Annotated in this window: 16 protein-coding genes, 1 tRNA gene and 1 pseudogene; 5 read left to right on the forward strand and 13 right to left on the reverse strand. The window is 36.7% G+C overall.

Annotated features, from left to right (window positions below; genetic code table 11):
• Positions 1–2: 2 nt before the first annotated feature.
• From ACSHWW_RS03655 to ACSHWW_RS03685, 7 genes and pseudogenes are all read right to left on the reverse strand, one after another.
• Complete coding sequence (locus tag ACSHWW_RS03655) at positions 3–1,079, reverse strand: cytochrome c oxidase subunit II (RefSeq protein WP_435681060.1); 1,077 nt, start codon at positions 1,077–1,079, stop codon at positions 3–5.
• A gap of 22 nt (positions 1,080–1,101) precedes the next feature.
• Positions 1,102–2,475 carry a quinol:cytochrome C oxidoreductase gene (locus ACSHWW_RS03660; protein WP_435681061.1) on the reverse strand — a complete coding sequence of 458 codons (1,374 nt, stop codon included), beginning with the start codon at positions 2,473–2,475 and terminating at the stop codon, positions 1,102–1,104.
• Between the two features lie 21 nt (positions 2,476–2,496).
• Entirely contained in the window at positions 2,497–3,204 is a 708-nt protein-coding gene (locus tag ACSHWW_RS03665) for a c-type cytochrome (RefSeq protein WP_435681062.1), read from the reverse strand.
• Positions 3,205–3,248: 44 nt separating this feature from the next.
• Entirely contained in the window at positions 3,249–3,782 is a 534-nt protein-coding gene (locus tag ACSHWW_RS03670) for a DUF3341 domain-containing protein (RefSeq protein WP_435681063.1), read from the reverse strand.
• 53 nt (positions 3,783–3,835) lie between these two features.
• Positions 3,836–5,227, reverse strand: a pseudogene (nrfD, locus tag ACSHWW_RS03675) (NrfD/PsrC family molybdoenzyme membrane anchor subunit); the annotation flags it as partial.
• Between the two features lie 28 nt (positions 5,228–5,255).
• Entirely contained in the window at positions 5,256–8,324 is a 3,069-nt protein-coding gene (locus tag ACSHWW_RS03680; RefSeq protein WP_435681064.1) for a TAT-variant-translocated molybdopterin oxidoreductase, read from the reverse strand.
• Positions 8,325–8,345: 21 nt separating this feature from the next.
• Positions 8,346–9,686, reverse strand: coding sequence for a c-type cytochrome (locus ACSHWW_RS03685; RefSeq protein ID WP_435681065.1), 1,341 nt, complete (start codon positions 9,684–9,686; stop codon positions 8,346–8,348).
• Positions 9,687–9,871: 185 nt separating this feature from the next.
• On the opposite strand from ACSHWW_RS03685, the gene ACSHWW_RS03690 reads away from it, so the two are divergent.
• Entirely contained in the window at positions 9,872–10,246 is a 375-nt protein-coding gene (locus tag ACSHWW_RS03690) for an SPOR domain-containing protein (RefSeq protein ID WP_435681066.1), read from the forward strand.
• 75 nt (positions 10,247–10,321) lie between these two features.
• Here ACSHWW_RS03690 and infB read toward each other — a convergent pair whose 3' ends face one another.
• The 3 genes from infB to rimP are packed head-to-tail and all read right to left on the reverse strand — an operon-like array spanning position 10,322 to position 14,895.
• Complete coding sequence (gene infB / locus ACSHWW_RS03695; protein ID WP_435681067.1) at positions 10,322–13,156, reverse strand: translation initiation factor IF-2; 2,835 nt, start codon at positions 13,154–13,156, stop codon at positions 10,322–10,324.
• Positions 13,157–13,185: 29 nt separating this feature from the next.
• Complete coding sequence (gene nusA, locus ACSHWW_RS03700) at positions 13,186–14,418, reverse strand: transcription termination factor NusA (RefSeq protein ID WP_435681068.1); 1,233 nt, start codon at positions 14,416–14,418, stop codon at positions 13,186–13,188.
• A gap of 9 nt (positions 14,419–14,427) precedes the next feature.
• The gene (gene rimP / locus ACSHWW_RS03705) at positions 14,428–14,895 is read right to left on the reverse strand and encodes a ribosome assembly cofactor RimP (RefSeq protein WP_435681069.1); all 468 of its coding nucleotides are present in this window, start codon (positions 14,893–14,895) and stop codon (positions 14,428–14,430) included.
• A 145-nt stretch (positions 14,896–15,040) separates the two neighbouring features.
• On the opposite strand from rimP, the gene ACSHWW_RS03710 reads away from it, so the two are divergent.
• A complete protein-coding gene (locus ACSHWW_RS03710; RefSeq protein WP_435681070.1) occupies positions 15,041–15,862 on the forward strand; it encodes a universal stress protein in 822 nt (273 codons plus the stop codon).
• A gap of 227 nt (positions 15,863–16,089) precedes the next feature.
• Here ACSHWW_RS03710 and ACSHWW_RS03715 read toward each other — a convergent pair.
• Positions 16,090–16,160, reverse strand: a tRNA-Gln gene (locus ACSHWW_RS03715).
• 198 nt (positions 16,161–16,358) lie between these two features.
• On the opposite strand from ACSHWW_RS03715, the gene ACSHWW_RS03720 reads away from it, so the two are divergent.
• Together ACSHWW_RS03720 and ACSHWW_RS03725 are read left to right on the forward strand one after the other, a co-directional pair.
• The gene (locus ACSHWW_RS03720) at positions 16,359–19,715 is read left to right on the forward strand and encodes a protein O-mannosyl-transferase family (RefSeq protein ID WP_435681071.1); all 3,357 of its coding nucleotides are present in this window, start codon (positions 16,359–16,361) and stop codon (positions 19,713–19,715) included.
• A 4-nt stretch (positions 19,716–19,719) separates the two neighbouring features.
• Complete coding sequence (locus ACSHWW_RS03725; protein WP_435681072.1) at positions 19,720–20,358, forward strand: polysaccharide deacetylase family protein; 639 nt, start codon at positions 19,720–19,722, stop codon at positions 20,356–20,358.
• Here the strand turns inward: ACSHWW_RS03725 and ACSHWW_RS03730 are convergent.
• Both ACSHWW_RS03730 and ACSHWW_RS03735 read right to left on the reverse strand, forming a co-directional pair.
• Positions 20,333–20,629 carry a thioredoxin family protein gene (locus ACSHWW_RS03730; protein ID WP_435681073.1) on the reverse strand — a complete coding sequence of 99 codons (297 nt, stop codon included), beginning with the start codon at positions 20,627–20,629 and terminating at the stop codon, positions 20,333–20,335. The genes ACSHWW_RS03725 and ACSHWW_RS03730 overlap by 26 nt on opposite strands.
• Positions 20,630–20,666: 37 nt before the next feature.
• On the reverse strand, positions 20,667–21,905 hold the full coding sequence (locus tag ACSHWW_RS03735; protein ID WP_435681074.1) for a metallophosphoesterase: 1,239 nt from the start codon (positions 21,903–21,905) through the stop codon (positions 20,667–20,669).
• Positions 21,906–22,032: 127 nt separating this feature from the next.
• Between ACSHWW_RS03735 and ACSHWW_RS03740 the strand changes: the two genes are divergently transcribed.
• Positions 22,033–22,905 carry an alpha/beta hydrolase fold domain-containing protein gene (locus ACSHWW_RS03740; protein ID WP_435681075.1) on the forward strand — a complete coding sequence of 291 codons (873 nt, stop codon included), beginning with the start codon at positions 22,033–22,035 and terminating at the stop codon, positions 22,903–22,905.
• Positions 22,906–23,007: the final 102 nt, after the last annotated feature.

The raw sequence follows: 23,007 nt of genomic DNA on the forward strand, positions 1-23,007 counted from the left end.
TCTTAGTTTTTAGCGTTAGCTAAAGTTGTTTCAAAAGTTGTTTGAGTTTTTAACCACTCGTTGTAATCTTCTTCGGACTCAACTACTATCTTCATTTGCATGTTATAGTGTGATGCTCCACAAATCTTATTACATAATAAATAATACTCAAATTCGTATTGATCTAGAGCAACATCACCAGCTGCTTCTAGCTCCTTACTTTTCTGTCGTCTAATTTCATTAATCTTACTAACTTTTTTAGTCATAAATTCAGTAGACTTGTAATCCTCTGATGTTACGGTAGGTGTGAAACTAAATTTAGTGACCATTCCCGGCACAACATTCATTTGTGCTCTAAAGTGAGGCATGTAAGCTGAGTGCAAAACATCCTGACTACGGAAGTTAAATACCACTGGACGATTAACTGGCAAATGCAACTCAGTTGCTACCATATCATCCTTACCATCAGCATCAGTTGGGTCAATACCTATGATGTTACTACCTTCAATGAAGCGCACATTTGCATCACCTAGCGTATTATCTGCACCACTATATCTTACTTTCCAACCAAACTGGTAAGCATATAACTCAACTACTAATGGATCTTCATGTTTATCAACATCCATAATATCATTCCATGAAAAAAGACCCCATAAGATTAATCCTGCTAGAACTACTACTGGAATTGCTGTCCAGATGAACTCAAGTCTATCGTTGTCTGCGTAGAACAATGCCTTTTGACCTTTCTTTCCTCTGTACTTGTAACTGAACCAGTGTAATAAAGCTTGTGTTAAGAATTGTACTACCATAATTACAACAGTAGTAAGCAATAACAAGGAGTCATACTCTGCACCATGAGCAGAAGCAGCATCAGGCAAGAAAAAATCTTGATAACCGATGAAGCAAGCAATCATCATTATGTACATAGCTATTACAAAGTAAAGCATGTATTTTCCTTGACGATCATTATCAGCATCGTTTGCTATTTCACCATCAGCAGTTGATGCCTCTGGTGTTTTACCAAGCTGAACGATTTTGGATATTTGCCATAATGCTATAACAAATAAAGCGGCAATTAATATGATTAGAAATGCAGTCATTTCAATAAGTTTCTATAATTAATTAATAGTGAAAATGTTTACTTTCTCCAATGAATGGATCTCCTTTTGCAAGTAACGGAGCTTTTGAAATCGTATTAAATACTACAAGCAAGAAGATTCCAGCAAATAACATAAACGATCCAATCTCTGGCATACCTATGAACCAAGATTCACCTACGGTAGCTGGCATAACCATTACATAAATGTCAATATAATGACCTAAAAGAATAAATATACCTGCAGTAACCACAAACCAATTCACACGTTTAAAGTCGGAATTCATTAATATTAATAACGGGAATAAGAAGTTAATTGCTACCATACCGAAAAACAGTATGTTATAGTCCTCAATTCTAGTAATAAAGTATGTTACTTCTTCTGGAATATTTGAATACCAGATCAACATAAATTGTGAGAACCATAAGTAAGTCCAGAAAATACTTATCCCGAACATGAATTTTGCCAAATCATGGATATGAGAATCATTAATATATTCTAAATGACCTCTCGATTTCAAATAAATAGTAACTAAGGCAATTACAGTAATTCCACTCACAAACATACTTGCAAACACGTACCATCCAAACAATGTTGAGAACCAGTGTGGATCAAAACTCATAATCCAGTCCCAAGACATAATAGACTCTGTAACGATAAAGAATACTAGGAAGATGGCACTTTGCTTAAATCCTTTTTTGTACCATACATTACCTTCTGGCTCTTCGTCCTGCTTCAATGAAATTCTACGAATGCTCCAACGGTATAAGTTCCAACCTATCAAGAATGCTGCAGCTCTAATTAACCAAAAAGGAACATTTAAGAATCCTGTTTTACCAGCTACTAAAGCATCATAATTTTCATGACCAACTTCGTCTATACCTGGTTCCATCCATGTAAAAATATGGTTTACGTGAAATCCACTAAGCAATAGAAGTATAAACATTAAGATACCACCTACTAAAAGATAACTGCTGATTCCTTCCATAACTCTAAATAGTCCAGGAGACCATCCGGCTTGAGAGACTTTTTGTATTGCATAAAATGCTGTACAACCTAAAGCAATCATAAAGAAAAAGAAACAGGCTACATAAACAGCAGACCATGGTTTATTAGTAAGTTGATGAAACACGTGATTTGCGTGCTCATCATCATGAGAAGATGCATGTGCATCATTACCGTGACCAGAAGTTGCATGATCATCACCGTGACCAGCTACTTGATGTGTATCTAACGCAGTGCTGTGACTACCACCATGTGCAGCGGCATCTTCGGCTAGCATTTCTTTTACATCATCTACAGAAGCTGGAACAGTTAAAAAACCAGCTACAGTAAGCAATGCTCCTAATCCTATAAGGACAAATGCGAAAATTTTTAATTTACTTGAAACTTTGTACATATTATCAAATTTCGTGGTCGATTACTCGCCTTCTGTTGATGAATGATTCTCTTCTTGATTGTCGTCATGATCACCATCGTGTGAATCTTCATCGTGCATTTCCGCACCATGTTCATCCATTTCGTGATTTTCTACATCATGGCTTTGTTCATCAGCATGCATATCATGACTTTCTTGAACAACAACAAATTCTTGACGGTCTTGACCTTTTAAGTCCTTTGTTAAGGCGTCTACATGATGTGCTATTTGCCATCTCTCTTCTATTGAAGTTTGAGAAGCATAAGAACCCATGTAATTGATTCCCCAATACATTACGTGATAGATTGATCCTTGAGAGATCTCACGATCTGCATAAGAAGGAACACCTAATATTTTTTCAGTCGTTACTAAATGACCTTTACCATTTCCTTTCTTACCATGACATATCGCACAATAAATATTATAAAGCTCTTCACCTGTTGCAAGGTTTTCTTCAGTATATGGTAATGGGTTTGTTAGTTCTGCTTTCGCGGAAGCGTATCCATCATTAGTATCCTCATACTCATATGGCATCCAACCTCTATTTACTGTTCCCTCAACAGGAAGTTGAGCTTCTACATTCCCAGGGAATATCTGACCTTCTTGGTAAGTTTCATAACCTACAGACTCGTACATATTTGGGAAATATTGAACACTTCTACCCGATGTTGTATCTACTTCATTTTTATCTCCACCGCATGATATAATCATAAGTGTAGCAAAGGCGTAAATGAATGTTTGAAAATATCTATTCATTAGTGTGCTTCTTTGTCGATTATTTTTATCTCTACTGCTCCAGTGTCATAAAGAAATTTGCTCATTTCTTCAATATCCTTTCCTGCTGCATCTACTTCCATAAGGAAATGGTCATCTGTCGTTCTAACATCTGGGTTTTCAGCTTTTTTAAATGGCCATAGTCTACTTCTTAAATAAAAAGTAATAACCATAAGGTGAGCAGCAAAAAATACTGTTAATTCAAACATAATAGGCACAAATGCTGGCATATTCTCTAAGTAAGAGAAGCTAGGCTTTCCACCTATATTTTGCGGCCAATCTTGAATCATAATATAATTCATCATAACAGTCGCAACGGTTAAACCAATGATTCCATATAGGAAAGCATTAATCGCTAGACGTGTGTCTGCAATACCCATCGCTTTTTCTAATCCGTGCACAGGAAAAGGTGTAAAAACCTCCTCGATATGATAATGCTGTTCTCTGACTTGTTTTACTGCACCGAGTAAAACATCATCATCAGTATAAAGAGCATGTATAGTTTTATCTGACATAATTACTACTTTGAAGGATGAGCTATAGGATCGCCCGAAGCGGTATCCGATTGAATGTTAGTTCCTTTTTGTTCTCTTAATTTCTTGTATTTACTTCCACTAGCTTTTAAGATGGATTTCACCTCTGCTTGTGCTATTACTGGGAACGTTCTAGAGTACAATAAAAAGAGTACAAAGAAGAATCCAATAGTACCTATAAAAATACCTATATCTACAAATGTAGGTGAGAACATAGTCCAAGAAGATGGTAAGTAATCTCTGTGAAGAGAAGTTACAATAATTACAAAACGCTCAAACCACATTCCTATGTTTACAACGATAGAAATCACAAAGGAGAACATGATACTAGTTCTTAATTTCTTAAACCACATGAATTGTGGAGAAAATACATTACAAGTCATCATGGCCCAATAAGCCCATGCATAAGGTCCAGTAGCTCGATTCAAGAATGCGTACTGCTCATATTCTACTCCTGAATACCATGCAACAAACAACTCAGTGATATAAGCCACACCTACTATAGAACCTGTAATCATAATTACAATGTTCATTAACTCGATGTGTTGAATAGTAATATAATTTTCAAGGTTTACCACTTTTCTCATAACTATAAGAAGCGTGTTTACCATTGCAAATCCAGAGAATACCGCACCTGCTACAAAGTAAGGCGGGAAAATAGTGGTATGCCATCCTGGAATTACTGACGTTGCAAAGTCAAAAGATACAATCGTGTGTACTGAAAGTACTAGCGGAGTTGCAAGACCTGCAAGAACTAATGATACTTCTTCAAAACGCTGCCAGTCTTTTGCTCTACCTGACCATCCAAATGAAAGAATACCGTAAATCTTTTTATTAAAAGGTGTGATTGCTCTATCACGGATCATTGCAAAATCAGGAAGTAATCCTGTCCACCAGAATACTAATGAAACTGATAAATATGTCGAAATTGCAAATACATCCCAAAGAAGTGGTGAATTAAAGTTTACCCATAAAGAACCAAACTGGTTAGGAATAGGTAATACCCAATAAGCTAACCATGGACGACCCATGTGAATAATAGGAAACAATCCAGCCTGAATTACAGAGAAAATAGTCATCGCCTCTGCAGATCGGTTAATTGCCATTCTCCATTTTTGACGGAAGAGTAATAGTACCGCCGAAATCAATGTTCCTGCGTGACCGATACCTACCCACCAAACGAAGTTAGTAATATCCCAAGCCCATCCTACAGTCTTGTTAAGACCCCAAACACCGATACCGGTAGAGATCGTATAAATAATGCAACCTATTCCATAAAGAAAAGCTACAAGGGCTATTGTAAATACAATCCACCATTGTTTATTAGCAGCACCTTCTACTGGTGCGGCGATATCTCTTGTTACGTCTGAGTACGTCTTATCTCCTGTAACTAGAGCTCTTCTTATGGGCGCTTCGTAATGAGCCATAATGTATTGATTAGTTTTCCTTAATTATTTATGAGTTCCTTACCTTAACTTGATAAATCACGTTAGGCTCAGTTCCTACCTCTTCTAGTAAGTGATACATACGATCACTATTTTTAAGTTTGGTTATCTCTGCATCTTTATCATTGATATCACCAAACTTAATTGCTCCGTTTGAACAAGCGTTTGAACATGCAGTTGCAAATTCACCATCCTTAATCATACGACCATCTTTCTTAGCTTCAAGAATTGTCATTTGTGTCATTTGCATACACATAGAACATTTCTCCATCACACCACGAGATCTTACAGTAACATCAGGATTGATTACCATGCGACCTAAATCGTTATTCATGTGATAATCAAATTCATCATTCCCATTATATAAGAACCAGTTGAATCTACGCACTTTATACGGACAGTTGTTTGCACAATAACGTGTACCTACACAACGGTTATATGCCATGTGATTCTGACCTTGACGACCGTGTGAAGATGCTGCGACTGGACAAACCGTTTCACAAGGCGCATGATTACAGTGTTGACACATTACGGCCATAAAAGCAACTTGCGGATTGTCTGCTGGTTGTTCTAACTCACCAAAACCTCCTAAAGATCCATTATCACCAAATAAACCATCAAAACCATCTTTCTTCTCTTCATCTGCCTCAAAACTATCAGTTGAAGAATAATATCTATCAATACGTAACCAGTGCATATCGCGAGATTTTCTAACCTCACTTTTACCTACAACAGGAACGTTATTTTCTGCATGACATGCTATAACACAAGCACCACAACCGGTACAAGCATTTAAATCTATAGACATGTTAAAGTGATGACCTGTTGAACGATCAAAACTTGTCCATAAATCTACATCTGGTGAAGTCACTGGAGTTTCAATGTGATTTAAAGAAACTTCTGGAACTGGATTAAACTCATGTTTATCTCCAGAAATATAAGTAGCTAGATCTGTTTCACGAATAATATCGCGACCCATCATAGTATTTTGTAATTGCGTACATGCAAATTCATGAGAACCACCAGCGTTTTCAACAGTTACTGCTTGTACTGCAGAACCACCTTTATAAAACGGATATGCATTAACACCAGTCTGCATTTCAGATTGAATAGCTGCTGTTTTTCCGTAACCTAATGCAATTCCTATAGTTCCTTGTGCCTGACCAGGTTGAATTAATGCTGGCAACTTACGTTCCACACCATTCATCTTTACAACTACGTAGTTACCATTCAAACCACCATTTGCTACATTCTCATTTTCAATACCTAATTGCTCAGCATCTTTTTGAGAAATAGTAACGTAGTTATCCCAAGTTGTTCTCGTAATAGGATCAGGAAGCTCTTGTAACCATGGGTTATTTGCTTGTGAACCATCACCTAAACCTGTTTTAGTATATAATATCAATTCAAAACCAGAAGGTTTTTTTGCGCCAGCCATTTGAGATAATGCGTTACTATCTGAAATAGGAGCTGCCATTTCTGTGAATCCAGAAGCAGCAGGCGTTCCATTTGACATGAAAAAACCATCTTGTAAAGCCTTAGACCAACTTGCTCCGCCGGCTACAGATGTTTCTTTTAAATAATCTTTATAAGTCTCATCACTTCCTGACCACTTCAATAATGTATCCTGCATTTGACGAGTATCAAATATTGGACGGATAGTTGGCTGTGCAAGAGAAACTAAACCTTTCTTAATTTCAGTATCACCCCAAGACTCTAAATAGTGAGGAGTAGTTGCCACGTAATCACATTTCTGAGCTGTTGCATCTTCACGTGAGGCAAATGATACCTTAAGTGATACTTTTTCCATCGCTTTCGCGAAAGCGTCACTATCATCATAACTATAGATAGGATCAACACCTGCTATAAACAAAGCTCCAATTGAGCCTGCCTGCATATCTTTTACTAATTGTTCCAAAGCTAAACGACTACCTTGACGAGTCAAGATAGGTGCTGCAGTATCAACTATAGTGCTGTTTAATTTTTCATTTATAGCAAGAACTAATTGTTGTGCCGCTTGATCAGGAAGACCACATAACACTACGGCTTTACTACCTGCTTTAGATAGTTTTTGAGCCGTTTGCTCAACTACCTTTGAAACTTTATCACTCAATGAAACATTTGCCGCTCCACCTACTAGCTTACTGTATAGTGCAGCAAGAATATATTTTTGTTCTGTAGGTGTTACTGGGTAACGTAAATCTGCATTTGCACCAGACAAAGTCATGTTAGACTCAAACTGTACATGATGAGACATTTTACCATTTGAAGGAACTCTTGATGCAGAGTAACCTTTATCAAATCCTCCACCTTGCCAGTTTCCAACAAAATCTGCTCCTATTGAAACAATAGTTTCAGCATCTGTGAAATCGTAATCTGCAAGACCTCTTACTCCATATTTTGCTTCAAATGCATTTAACGCTCCATCTTCACTAACTGCATCATATGTTACATGACGCACATTAGTGTACTTCTCCTTAAACATTTCAATAATTGCCGCTGTAGAAGGACTAGCAAAAGTTTGCGTTAAAACAGCAATTGACTTACCATTTAAATTGCTCAATTTTGAGGCAACCTCATTATCTAGAGTTTCCCAAGTAGATTCTACTTTGTTAACTAATGGTGTTTTTAAGCGATTATTATCATATAAAGAAAGAACTGAGGCATGTACACGCGCATTTGCATGACCACGGAACTCAGCGTCTCTATTACTTTCAATTTTAATAGGACGACCTTCACGTGTTTTTACAAGAATACTTGCAAAATCAAAACCATCTGCTATGGTAGTAGCATAGTAGTTTGCCATTCCAGGAATGATTTGCTCCGGTTGGTTTACGTAAGGAACAGAATAAATTACTGGTCCTTCACAAGCTGCAAGGGATGCAGCAGCAGTACTGAAACCTACATATTTAAGGAAATCACGACGAGTTGTAGCAGATTCCTCCATTACCTCATCATTTCCTAAAAATTCATTAGTAGGAATAGGTGTCGCAAATTCGTTTTGCTCAAGATTTTTTACAATCTCATTGCTTTCATCGAGTTGCGCTGTACTTTTCCAATATTTCTTAGTAGTAGCCATATATCTCTCTAAAACTATTTATTAATAGTGGCATTTACCACATTCAAGACCACCTAAATCTGCTATAGTAAGTTGCTTACCACCACGTTTTTTAGATAATTCTTCATGAATTTTTTCGTAGTATCCATTATTAGCTAGATCTACGTTAGTTTCTCTGTGACAGTTAATACACCAACCCATAGTAAGCGGTGAATACTGATACATCACTTCCATTTCTTCAACTGGTCCGTGACATTGCTGACAAGCAATATTCCCAGCAGTTACGTGCTGTGCGTGATTAAAGTATGCTAAATCAGGTAAATTATGAATACGAACCCATCTTACTGGTTTAGTTTCACCAGTAAATTTCTGCTCGTCTGAATCCCAACCTGTAGCTGCATATAACTTTTGAATCTCTTTGTTATAATCTACTCCATATTCACTCATTCCTTCTTGATAAGTAGCATCTGCCACCTCACCGATTGATTTGTGACAGTTCATACAAACATTCAATGAAGGTATTCCTGAATGTTTAGACTCACGTGCACTAGAGTGACAGTACTTACATTCTATCTCATTTGTCCCAGCATGGATTCTGTGAGAATAGTGAATAGGTTGAACAGGAGCATATCCTTGATCAACTCCTACAGACATCATCGCACCGTAAGCAAAATAAGCACTCACTAATAACAAGAAAACAGCACTAACCAATACTAAAAATTGATTCTCAACAAACGCTTTCCAAATAGGGCGACGTTCATCTTTTTCTTCAGCTACATCAGTTTGAATACCATTTGCATCAGCAAAACGCTTTAAAGTATTGTTTACAACAAATAATAATGCAACAAGCAATACCAATATTAATGCTAGAGCCGCAAGAACTATACTATTTAATGAATTATCGGCTGGACCTGAATTTGTAGCACCGCCGTCAACTACCGCAGTTTGAGGTGCAGGCTTAGGAGTGTCTGTATAAGCTAAAATGTTATCAATATCAACAGTAGTCAACTGCTCAAACGAGTTCATGTTAGACTGATTGTACTCATTATAGATTTCAAGTGCTCGTTGATCACCACTAGCAATCAAAGCTGCAGAGTTGTTAATCCACTTATACAACCACTCACGCTCGTACTTTTGAGAAACTCCATTAAGTGCAGGACCTACTGCCTTTTTATAAAGTTTGTGACACGCAGCACAGTTTGCTTTAAACAAAGCCTCTCCTGCCACAGCGTTTCCATTACCGGATGCTGCTTCTACAGGTGCCGCTGGCTCGCCATCACTAGTGGCCGCATCCTGACCGTAAACGTTTAAAGTTGAAAACGTTACAAAAACAGACGCAAGTATAAATTGCCAAGCGGAAAAATGTAATTTCCTTTTTATCATGTCTTTTACTGAATATTGCAATAAATTTGGCACAATAATTACAGTATTTTACTGTATCGTAAATGCTGCCGCAAAAATAAGGTATAAAGTCTTTAATTTTGCAGCAGTTATTTTCAACAAAATAATTTATATTAATTCTAAATAAACACGCTTTCGCGAAAGCGAATTCTTTAAAAATTAAAAATATGTTTAAGCAACTGAATTTAAGAATAGTACTTGTCTTAGTATTGATTCTAACTGGCTCGATAGTGAAAGCGCAAAGCCCTGATAAAATTGAAGAATCTAAAGTTGAAAATCTTATTTCAAAGAAGATTTCAATGGATAAAGAAGGTAAATTCAAAGACAGATTCACTATACAACTCTATTATGGAGAGATTGATGGTGCAAAAAGAGCCAAAGCGTCTTATGAATCTACATCAATGTCTTGGGAAGCAAACATGGAATATGAAGCTCCTAATTTTAAAATTTGGGTAGGAAGTTATAGAAACAAATTAGAAGCAGAAAGAGCACTAATTGAAATTAAAAAGGAATTCCCAAATGCTTTTATCCTTAAACCTTAAAAGAAAATATCACTAATAAAAAAAAGGCGATTTCATTTGAAATCGCCTTTTTTAATATAACTAAATGAAGAGTTTTTACTTCAACTTCTTCTTCACTTCTACTTCTCTGAAACACTCTATAACATCACCTTCTTGAAGATCGTTATAGTTCTTTATTTGCATACCACATTCATATCCTTTTGCAACTTCTTTCACGTCATCCTTGAAACGTTTTAATGCAGATAACTCACCAGTGTAAACTACCACACTATCGCGTATCAATCTCACGCCACTATTGCGATAAATCTTACCGTCAGTAACCATACAACCTGCAATAGTACCAACTTTAGATATCTTGAAGGTAGCTCTAATCTCTGCATTACCAGTGATCTCTTCTTTCAACTCTGGAGAAAGCATTCCTTCCATTGCATCTTTAAGATCATTAATTGCATCATAGATAATTGAGTACATACGGATATCAACTTCTTCTTGATCTGCTAGTGTTCTAGCATTTCCTTGAGGCCTCACGTTAAATCCTATAATAATAGCATCTGATGCTGAAGCGAGCAATACATCACTCTCAGTAATTGCACCAACGGCTTTATGTATAATATTAACTTGTATTTCTTCAGTAGATAACTTCTGGAATGAGTCTGTTAATGCTTCAACAGAACCATCAACATCTCCTTTAAGTATTAAGTTTAATTCTTTAAAGTCTCCTAATGCTATACGACGACCTATCTCATCAAGTGATAATGTTTTCTGTGTTCTTACAGACTGCTCACGCTGTAATTGAGTACGCTTAGAAGCGATATCTTTTGCTTCTTTTTCGTCATCAAATACATTGAACTTATCACCTGCTGTAGGTGCTCCATCTAAACCTAGTATAGAAACAGGAGTTGATGGACCAGCAACCTCTACGTTATGACCACGTTCATCTTGCATGGCCTTAACTTTACCATGATTACGTCCAGCAAGAACATAATCTCCTACTTTTAATGTACCAGCTTGAACTAATATCGTAGATACATATCCACGACCTTTATCAAGGAACGCTTCCACTACAGTTCCTATTGCAGGCTTATTTGGATTTGCTTTAAGATCTAATATTTCTGCCTCAAGCAATACTTTCTCTAATAACTCTTCAACACCTTGACCGGTTTTTGCAGAGATATCATGAGATTGAATTTTTCCACCCCAATCTTCAACGAGAAGATTCATTTGAGCTAGTTTTTCTTTAATTCTTTCAGGATTTGCTGCTTCTCTATCTACTTTGTTAATAGCAAATATAATAGGAACACCAGCAGCTTGCGCGTGACTGATTGCTTCCTTAGTTTGAGGCATCACATCATCATCGGCCGCAATTACGATTATAGCAAGGTCAGTAACTTGAGCTCCACGAGCTCTCATCGCTGTAAATGCTTCGTGACCAGGTGTATCTAAAAATGCAATTTTTTGACCACCTTTAAGTTGAACACCATAAGCACCGATGTGTTGAGTAATCCCACCACTTTCACCTGCAATTACGTTCTCTTCACGTATATAATCTAGTAAAGACGTTTTACCGTGATCAACGTGTCCCATTACAGTAACAATAGGAGCACGAGGCACTAAGTCCTCTTCATTATCTACAACTTCAGTGATACTTTCTTCAATGTCTGCATTTACAAACTCTACGTCAAAACCAAATTCCTCAGCTACAATCGAAATCGTTTCTGCATCCAATCTTTGGTTCATCGTTACCATCATTCCTAAAGACATACAGGCACCAATAATTTGGTTAACCGCTACATCCATCATGGTAGAAATATCGCTTACAGTAACAAACTCTGTTACTTGTAAGATTTTTTCTTCTGAATCTGCTTGTTCTTGAGCCTCTACTTTTTCACGGTGAGAATCTCTTTTATCACGACGATATCTTGCTGCTTTAGACTTAGAGGATTTCCCTTGAAGTTTTTCAAGAGTTTCTCTTACCTGCTTTTGAATTTCTTCTTCAGTAGGCTCAGCCTTCACAATTGGAGTACGCTTTTGACCAGGACCACCACGACGATTATTACCGCCACGATTACCTACTGGACCAGATCCTGATGCACCAGGTGCTTTAGTAATTCTCTTACGCTTTCCTTTTCTTGCGTCTTCTTTTTTCTTAGGTTTCTTAAATTGAGAAAGATCAATTGTTTTACCTGTGACTTTTAAACCACCGAGTTTTTGATACTCAGTTTTAATTTTTTCTGGCTCTTGAGAACCTTCAGCAGCAGGCGCGTCTTCAGCTGGAGTTGAAGCAGTTGCTGGTTCTTTTGCATCTACTTTCTTTTCTTCAACAGGCTTAGTTTCTTCTTTAGCTTTTGCTACAGAAGATTCTTTCTTTTCAACAGGTTTTGAAGCTTTAGGCTTTTCAGCTGCAGTTTCTTTTTTCTTAGGAGCTTTCTTTTTAGGCTCTAAGTCAATTTTACCTTTAAGTTTAGTTTCCTGAACTTTAGGTCTATTTGAAACCACTTCTGGCTCAGGTTCCACTTCAGGTTTAACTGGCTCAACTTTCTTTTCAACTGGTTTTTCAACCTCAGCTGGTTTTTCAGTTTTAGAACCGCCAGACAGGTCTACTGTACCGACTTGTTTAGGACCATTTAGGGTAGCCTTAGCTTTTATAACCTCTTGTCTTTTTTGCTTCTCTTCCTGCTCTTTCTCGCGTTTCTCGCGCAGTTCTTCCTGCTCTTTACGACGCTCTTTTCCAACTTCTTTGGAAGCAACTTTTTTACTCTTGTCAGTTTGAAACTCGTCTGCTAATGCTTTGTATACATCTGCATCGATTTTTGTGGTAGGTCTTGCCTCTATTTCTATTCCTTTAGAGGATAAATGTTCCACAGCACGATCCAGAGAGATATTAAATTCTCTCAGCACCTTATTGAGTCTCATATTTTTTACTTCGGCCATAAATGGTTATGGATTGACTTTTATTTTAACTAATCTTCAAATTCTGATTTGAGAATATTAACAACCCCAACGACTGTCTCTTCCTCTAAATCGGTACGCTTTACTAAATCAGCAATATCTTGTTCTAGGATACTCTTTGCAGTATCTAAACCTATCTTACTGAATTCTTCTATAACCCATGATTCGATTTCATCGCTAAACTCTGTAAGCTCAACATCTTCTTCAGAACCATCTCGTATTACATCTATATCATAACCAGTTAATTTACCAGCTAATCTAATGTTGTGTCCTCTTCTACCTATTGCTTTTGAAACCTCTTCAGGATTCAACTTCACCTCTGCTTTTTTAGTCTCCTCATTTATTTCCATAGAAATAATTTTGGCAGGACTTAAAGCTCTGGCGATGTATAACTGCGTATTTGCAGTCCAATTGATAACATCTATATTCTCATTACCCAGTTCCCTCACGATACCGTGAATACGAGAACCTTTAACTCCTACACAAGCTCCAACCGGATCGATACGATCATCGTAACTATCTACAGCGACTTTTGCTTTTTCACCTGGCTCACGCACTACAGCTTTAACTGTAATTAAACCATCAAAAACTTCTGGAATCTCTTGCTCAAACAATTTCTCTAAGAACTTAGGAGATGTACGAGAAAGAATGATGTTAGGTTTATTACCTCTTAATTCAACACTTTCAATAATACCTCTTACGTTTTCTCCTTTTCTAAAGAAGTCAGAACTAATCTGACGGTCTTTAGGCATGATGATTTCATTTCCATCATCATCTAATAGGATAATTGCTCTGTGACGTATGTGATGAACCTCTGCACTATACAATTCACCTTCTAATTCCTTGAAGTGCTTGTATATGTTAGTATTATCATGCTCATGAATTTTTGCTATAAGATTTTGTCTTAATGCAAGAATAGCACGTCTTCCTAACTGTATAAGCTTCACTTCTTCAGCTACATCTTCACCTACTTCGTAATCTGGTTCGATTTTGCGGGCTGCGGTTAATTCAATTTCTGAATTATCATCCTCTACTTCACCATCTGCAACCACGACGCGATTACGCCAGATCTCTAAATCTCCTTTATCTGGATTGATAATAATGTCAAAGTTTTCATCATCGCCGTACTTTCTTTTGAGAGCACTTCTAAAAACATCTTCTAAGATCGCCATCAACGTGACGCGATCTATCATTTTATCATCTTTAAACTCAGAAAAAGACTCGATCAATGCGAGATTTTCCATATTCACTTATTAATTAAATGTTATAATCACTTTTGCTTGTTTAATGTCGTCATACTTGATCGACCACTCTTTTTGAACTGTTACCTTACCTTTCCCTACTGGTTTAGGCTCACGAGCTTTCCACTCAATAGTAACTCCTTCATCATCTGCCTTAACTAGCTCACCAGTCTCTTTATTCTTCTCTCTATCTATAACCTCTAGCTGCCTTCCTACATTTCTTTTAAATTGTCTAGGAAAACTAAGTGGCGCACTTGCTCCACAACTTGCGACTTCAAGTGAGAAATCAATCTCATCTCTGTCTAGATTATGTTCAACAGCTCTAGAAACAAAAATACAGTCCTTAACAGTAACTCCTTCATCTCCATCTATGATAACCTTAATCTCGTTATCACCATCAATAGTCATATCCATAAGGAACAAATCTGGTCGTTCCTCAAAGGCATCATCTAACAGGTCTTGTACTTTTTCTTTCAGCATATTTTATAAAAAGAGGGGACATCTGTCCCCTCATATTGTTTAAATACTTTGCAAATATACTACTTTTTTAGGCTTTTGCAAGTGATATTTATCTCTGGGAACTTGAAACTGAATTCCTTATATTTATACCCCAAAATCTAACCAAATGAAAAAAATTATAGTCCCTACCGACTTTTCTGAGCAAGCAGATAACGCACTACGTGTTGCTGCTGATATAGCCAGAGAAAATAATGGTGAAATCTTCTTACTCCATCAACTAGATTTACCACTACACCTTGCAAATAACGCTAGTTCAAGCATGCCAGAAGCTGTGTTTTTTATGAAACTGGCTAAGGAAAAATTTGATAATCTTTTAAAAGCAGATTATCTTAATGGTGTAACTATCCATGGAGACGTTGAAACTGGCGCTGCATTTAGCGGTATTATGGACACTGTTAAAAGACACAACGCTGACCTTATTGTTATGGGTAGTCATGGCGCAAGCGGCATGAAGAATATTTTCATAGGATCTAATGCTGAGAAAATCGTGCGTAATTCTGAAATTCCAGTACTTGTAATTAAAGATCGTAAAAAAAGACTGGATGTAAATGATTTCGTTTTTGCTACTGATCTTGATCCAGAGTCTGCAGGAGCTTTACAAGAAGCGGCTAAGTTTGCCAAAGGCACTCACTGTAACCTACATTTACTTTATGTAAACACTCCATCTAACTTTTTAAACTCTCAAAAGGCAGAGCAAAAAGTAAAAGAATACCTTAAAGAGGTAAATGTTGAACCTACAGACTTCACCATTTATAATGATTTCTCTATCGAGGAAGGAGTTTTTAACTTTACCAAAGATATTAAAGGTGATCTTATAGGAATGGCAACCCATGGACGCCGTGGTCTATCGCACTTCTTTAATGGTAGTGTGAGTGAAGATATAGTAAACCACTCTTCGCTACCAGTTGTTACTTTTAGAATAAAATAAGATAATTATTACGCTTTCGCGAAAGCTAACTAATAAAAAGCATCTTCATACAGAAGGTGCTTTTTTATTAAATACAATACATAAAAAAATCCTGACTCAATTAAGAATCAGGATTTACAAGTTGTCCCACAAGGACTTACCGCAACAAGTGCGGCATAAACTTCTCGTCCTAGGTCATTTTATTTCATAAAAAATCCCGAATCAAAAATTGATTCGGGATTTACAAGTTGTCCCACAAGGACTCGAACCTTGAATGACGGTACCAAAAACCGGAGTGTTACCATTACACCATGGGACAAAATGGGATGCAAATTTAAAACAATTATATTTTTGAACAAACAGAATCAAGTTTTTTTATTGATTTGTATCAATTTTTAAATTTTGCACGTTAACAATAAGTCCATTTAGAAAGTAATTCATTTGCAACTGAGGAAGTTGGGATGTGCCACTTAGTTTAGACATATTAATATTATTTTCGCAATAGCTAACTACAACTATGAAATTGAACTATAATCAACTTAATAAAATTACAGGATGGGCAGTTTTTGCCATAGCATTAATCACTTATTGGCTCACTGTTGAACCTACTGTGAGTTACTGGGATGCCGGTGAATACATTGCTACTTCCTCTGGATTACAGATAGGTCATCCACCAGGAGCACCACTTTATCAAATGCTAGGTGCGTTTTTCTCAATGTTTGCCATAGACCCTAGCAATGTTGCTTATATGGTGAATTTGATGTCTGTCTTTTCAAGTGCATTTGCTATATTATTCATGTTCTGGTCGCTTACTCTATTACTCAAGAGACATATTTTAAAAGAATCCAGTAATGATGTCATGGTATTGGGCGCTGCAGCTATAGGTAGTCTTGCTTATGCTTTTTCAGATAGTTTCTGGTTCAACGCTGTTGAGGCAGAGGTTTATGCACCTGCTGCACTTTTAATGAGTGCATTGTTTTACATGGGATTATTATGGGAACGTGATATGCACTTGCCTCGTGGTAACAAATGGTTGGTGCTTATTTCTTTTGTAGTAGGACTTTCTTTTGGTGTACACTTTATGGGGATACTTACCATTCCTGCAATAGGTCTGTTATGGTATTTCAAACACTATAAAAAAATCACAGTAGCTAATTTTGTAATTGCAAATATTGCCGTTGTCGCTGTTTTACTTTTCGTATTCAAATTACTTCTTCCTTATACCCTATCCATTTTTGGTTATATGGAAGTGTTTTTTGTAAATGATATCGGGTTGCCATTTAACTCTGGCTCTATTATAATGCTATTACTCGTTGTAGCGCTATTTGTTTTTCTGATTCATTTTTCGCGCAAGCATAATAAACCATTGCTTAATACCATTACGCTGTGTGTTATGTTCATATTAATAGGTTTTTCTTCATGGACGATGTTACCTATAAGAGCAAATGCTGGTACTCCTATCAATGAAAACAATCCTAATGATGCACGTGCATTACTTGCCTATTATAATCGTGAGCAGTATCCGGCACCAGCTTTATTTTATGGAGAAGCGTTCACAGATATCTATGCTGGGTTAGATCCAGACAAGCCTTACCTAGATGAGAAACCTAAATACGAAAAGGACTATGAATTAGGTAAATATGTGATCGTAAACAATTATACTAATTCGCTTCAAAATACTCATGATGATCATAAAGGATTGTTCCCGCGTATGACAGATCCATCTAGAGCTAGTAATTATATAGATTTTATGGGAGGTTTAAATTATCATATTAAACCTGAGTACTCGACAAATCAAGAGTTACTATCTGTTCTAGCAGACTATAAACGTAATTATGATAACCGTAGAATAGATGCCGAAGAATATGTAGATTTCTTAGTGCAACTGAGAGACGCTGTGGTCATTGAAAAACCAGATGGACTAGATAACGCGTCTTATTTCCTTAATTATCAAGTACAATATATGTACATGAGATACTTCATGTGGAATTTTACAGGAAGACAGAATGATATACAAGGTGAAGGTGGACCGTTTAATGGAAACTGGATCAGTGGGATTTCTTTTATAGATGAGATACGTTTAGGGAATCAAGAAAGCTTATCTGAAGATATGCTTAACAATAAAGGCCGCAATACTTACTTCTTTTTGCCGCTTATTCTAGGGTTGATAGGAATGATTTTCCATGCTCGTAAAGATTTGAAATCCTTTTATGTGACGCTGGTTCTATTCCTTTTTACAGGACTTGCCATTATCGTTTACTTGAACCAAAGTATGTATCAAGTGCGTGAACGAGATTATGCTTATGTAGGTTCCTTTCTCGTATTTGCGATGTGGATAGGAATGGGTGTTTACTCGATTTATGAAGGTATCAAGAATTCTATTTCTAGAAAAGTTGCACAGTCACTTACTCTGGTAGTTTGCTTTATGGCAGTTCCTTTATTAATGGCTTTTCAAAACTGGGATGATCATAATCGTTCTGGGAAGTACACAGCATTTGCCAGTGCAAAAAAATATCTAGACAGCTGTTTGCCTAACGCACTCATCTTTACTATAGGAGATAATGATACATTCCCATTATGGTATTTACAAGAAGTTGAAGGTTATCGTACTGATGTGCGTGTAGTGTGTACTTCATTACTTGCAACCGATTGGTACATGGATGACATGAAGAAAAAAGCATGGGATAGCGAGCCTGTTCCAGCCACTCTTACTCACGATAAATATACTTACGGGACTCGTGATGCACTATGGTTTGCAGACAAAGAACGCATCGCTCAACGCACCGGTGGCAAAAGTTTTCTACCAGACACATTAGACCTTAAAGACTGGATGGAATGGGTTGCGAGCGATAAGAAGATTACTCAAGAACAAATGCGCAATGAGCACTGGGAACATACTTTCCCAACTAAATTTATACGTATTCCAGTAAATAAGGAAGCTGTTCTTAAAAATGGTGTGGTTCCACAAAAAGATGCTGATCAGATTGTAGATGAAATTGTCATAGAAATCAACAGCAACCTAGTCTATAAGAATAGAATGTTTATGCTAGATATCATAAATGCAAATAACTGGGAACGTCCTATTTATTTCTCTGGTGGAGCATTTGGTGATGATGATTATATATGGATGAAGGATTATTTACAACTGGATGGTTGTGCCTTTAGATTATTACCTATTAAAACAGAGCCTGAAAATAGACGAGATCCATTTGACATGGGCCGTGTAGATGCTGACCATGGTTATGAGATTCTCATGAACTGGGATTGGGGAAATAGTAGTGATCCTAACATTTATCACGACGTAGAAACGCGTCGTAATAGCGTAGGTTATCGCAGTAATGTGACCAGAGTTGCAGAGGCACTTACTAGAGCTGGTGACTATAAAAGAGCTGAGGAGATTCTAGACTTGGGTATGGAACAAATGCCATTAGATCTTTTTGGTCATTACTCAATGATAGAACCATTTGTGAATGGTTATTATGAAGTAAAGAAAACTGATAAAGCTCGTGATTTACTAGATCGTGTCATTTTAAAGTATCAAGATGAAATAGATTATTATAAATCTCTAGACCTTGAACAACGTAGAGGAAATTACTCAGATATAATAGCAGCTGTAGAACGTTATAGAAGTCTTGTTGAGTCTGCTATATTCTATGAGGATGATATGATGGTTAAAAAGCATAAAGACATCTTTAATAAATACGTGCTAGAATTTTCCCAATTCTATAGTCCCGATGAAGTTATAGGTGGTAATGGTAGAGAAGAATTCCCAACTGGCGAACTCGACAATATCTTCCAAGAAGCCTTAAATAGTTCTCCAGATAATACCGAAACTGAAGAAGTTATAGAGGTAGATCCTCAAAATACTCCTTAAAAAAATGCATTGGTATCCTGATACTATAAAAGACTGGTTTTCCAGTTTATTTACAGGATACCAGTGGCATGGTTCACGCAATAAGAAAATTGTTCACCTCACCTTTGATGATGGACCACATCCAGTCGTCACACCATTTGTATTGAACGAACTGAAAAAGCATCAATTTGAAGCGACGTTTTTTTGCATAGGTGACTGTGTGCAAAAACATCCTGAGGTGTATGAAGAACTATTACAATCTGAGCATGCCGTAGGAAATCATACTTTTCATCATTTGAATAGTTGGAAAACTTCAACAATCACTTACTTAACTGATGTGAAAAAGGCTGGACAAGTCATCGACTCAAAGCTATTCCGTCCACCATATGGTAGAATCAAGAGTAGTGTGGCACGTGGACTTAGAGATTTAGATTATAAAATTGTAATGTGGGATGTTCTTTCTGGAGATTTTGACAACAAAAGAACTTCTAGATCCTGTTTGATAAATCTTAAAAAGAACACCAAAAACGGAAGCATCATCGTTTTTCACGATAGTGAGAAAGCTTATGAAAAACTCAAAGAAATATTACCAGAGTATTTTAAATTTTTAAAAAAAGAAGGATTTCAAACAGCTGTTATTAAGCATACTGCTTCAACAACGTGATCAGTGCGTTAGGATCTTGGACACCACTTTGCCTCCATTTCATCTCTGCATTTTTATAAATAATGAGAGTAGGTAATCCTTTAATGCGCAGTGCATCACAAAGCTCCTGATTTTTATCAACGTTGATTTTAATGACTTTTGCATGATCACCTAAAGCTGCAGCAACATTTCTTAAAATCTCGTGCATACTGGCAGAATCCTCGTTCCACTCTGTAAAGAAATTGAGTAAAACTGGCACGTCTGTACTAATAAGTTCCCCAAACTTTGACATAATCGCTGTATTATCTTATCAAATGTAATCAAAAATGCTATAAACCAGAGCGTTTTAAGGTAATCACTGTAATTTCTGGCCAGATCCCAGCTCGCCCAGAATATCCTAAAAACCCAAAACCACGGTTCACATTTATAAATCTACCAAATTCTTTATAAACTCCAGCCCACTTTTTATAAACAAACCATGCTGGGCTTAACTTAATAAAACCAGGGATTTCTATACCGAACTGCATGCCATGCGTGTGACCACTCAATGTTAAGTGATAATTCAAATCGGCGTGTTTAACCTCATCTTCCCAATGGGATGGATCATGACTCAATAAAATTTTAAAATCGCTTTTCTTTAATCCCGTTGAAGCCTTTTTCAAATTACCATATTTAGGAAAACGACCATTCCCTATGTTCTCCACACCTACTATATGTAGCGATTCTGCTCCACGTTTTACAGCAACATTCTCATCTAGTAATAATCTCCAGCCCATTTTATCCTGGATGTTATACAGCTCTTGCATGTTTGCTTTTTTCAACGCAACGACCTCTTCTCTAGTTCCTTGCCATCCATAATAATCTCCATAGTCGTGATTTCCCAGTACTGAATAAACACCATCTCGTGCCTTTAATTTACCGAAGACATCTTCCCATCCATACATCTCTGTACTGATGTTATTTACAAGATCTCCAGTAAAAAAAATTGCATCACTAGCCTGTTTATTTACTAAATCAATGGCATACTTGACTTCTTCTCTATCATCAAAACTACCTACATGGATATCACTAATCTGAGTGACTTTATAACCATCAAATGCTTGAGGCAAATCATCAAAGGTCATTTCATATTCACGCACTTGATAATTATATTTTCCTTTCCACGCACCATATAAAATCGCCCCAAATGGAAGTGCGGCTAGTCCTAATCCTACTTTAGAAATAAATGATCTTCTGCTAGGCAGGAATGATGTGTGTTCTTGCTTTCGCGAAAGCGTATTTAAAACACCTTCAAAAAACCTATAGATATCTTCACTAAACATGACCAGCATCATTACAGCTTGTGCGGCAAAAAGACCTAAAAATATGGTAACAGCAAAATCCCTAGATCCATTAATTTGAGCACGATCTGGATGCCAAACAAATTGCATGATAAGATTTACTAAAATAAGAATAGTAACTCCTAAGTAAACCCATTTCCACCAGTGACCACGTGACAATGTCCTGATCAATTGGAATGAATACACCTGAAAAACTATAAATATGAGGATGGCAATTATAAAACGCATAGCGCAAAATTAGTATGTTTAACATTTAAAAATGTTGCCATAGCGTTAATGTCTTAAAAGAATTGAAAAGACTTCATTTCCTCCTAAATGAACTACTTTTAAACATCGTTGATGAAATAATCATATTATGAAACTCTACAAACTTATACTTCTCAGCACTTTATTCATCTCAGCACTAGCGTCTTGCACTAGTGAAGAAGGTGATAATAATGGGAACAACCCAGAAATACTTGAGGCAAAAACAGAATTTAATGTAAGTTATGGAACTCATGCACAGCAAGTTTATGACATCTACTTACCTGCAGGAAGGAACGCCGCGTCCACTAAAACATTACTTATAATTCATGGTGGAGGATGGACTGCTGGAGATAAAACCGATATGAATGGTATAGTCGCACTTATGCAACCTGTGCTGCCAGATTATGCGATTATCAACATGAATTATGTACTGGCAAATGGCAGTTCTATACCAGCATTTCCTAATCAATTGAACGACATTGAAAGTGTGCTGAATAAAATTGAGGCAGATAAATCCATGCTACAAATAGATGGTACCGTTGCCCTTTTTGGGCTGAGTGCAGGAGCTCACCTTTCTACCTTATATGGCTACACTAGAAATGATGACGACCGCATTAAAGCCGTTGTAAATATGGTAGGTCCAGTAGATTTTACAGATCCTTATTACACAAATAATCCAGCATTTCAACTATTGCTTAACTCTTTAGTAGATTCTAGTGCGTTTCCTGCAGGCAGCAATACCGCAGAGTTGGTAAGTCCTACTCTACAAGTAACTCCACAATCGCCACCTACTATTAATTTCTATGGTAATCAAGATCCACTCGTGGCCGTTTCTCAATTAACACGACTAGAAGCAGCTTTAAACAGTAATAATGTGGTGAATGAATCCACTATCTATAATGGTGGACATGGCAACTGGAATGCCACACAATATCTCGATTTACAAACCAAAGTAAAGGCTTTTCTTGAATCAAATTATTAAAATAATAGCTTATAGTTTCTTTAATGTGGATCAATAATATTAGGTGTTTCGGTATATAAAAAAATGTAGTAATTAACTCCGTTGTAATTAACTCTTTTAAAT

Source organism: Nonlabens sp. (assembly GCF_051251825.1).
Classification (GTDB): domain Bacteria; phylum Bacteroidota; class Bacteroidia; order Flavobacteriales; family Flavobacteriaceae; genus Nonlabens.